The 241-nt window shown below is 53.9% G+C and carries 1 protein-coding gene; it reads right to left on the bottom strand.

The window, feature by feature from the left end:
* Positions 1-21: 21 nt before the first annotated feature.
* Positions 22-241, bottom strand: a 220-nt coding sequence (mobC, locus tag QP415_RS12760; protein ID WP_285100320.1) for a plasmid mobilization relaxosome protein MobC, incomplete at its 5' end; no start/stop codon positions are given.

Below are 241 nucleotides of genomic sequence, written 5' to 3'. Positions count from 1 at the left end.
TGGCATACATAGTCCACTGCCTTACCCAGTGTCGTCTTGATCTGAGTCAGCTTCGTCACCGCCACGGCCGCCTCCCAACGTGAATGGTTCTATAAGCCTTCTGCTTTGTTCCATGAGTTTTCTGGCTGCCTCAACCTGCTCAAAAGACGCCACATGAGCAGAGTTCACGTTGCGTGCGATTTGGTTGAGGTTCACGCCTAGCCTGTTCAGCTCTCTCAGGAGTGCTTCCGCTTGTGCGCCT

The organism is Pauljensenia sp. UMB3104, from assembly GCF_030217285.1.
Classification (GTDB): domain Bacteria; phylum Actinomycetota; class Actinomycetes; order Actinomycetales; family Actinomycetaceae; genus Pauljensenia.
The sequence above is the reverse complement of the archived record's forward strand: the minus strand, read 5'-3'. Positions and strand labels throughout refer to the sequence as shown.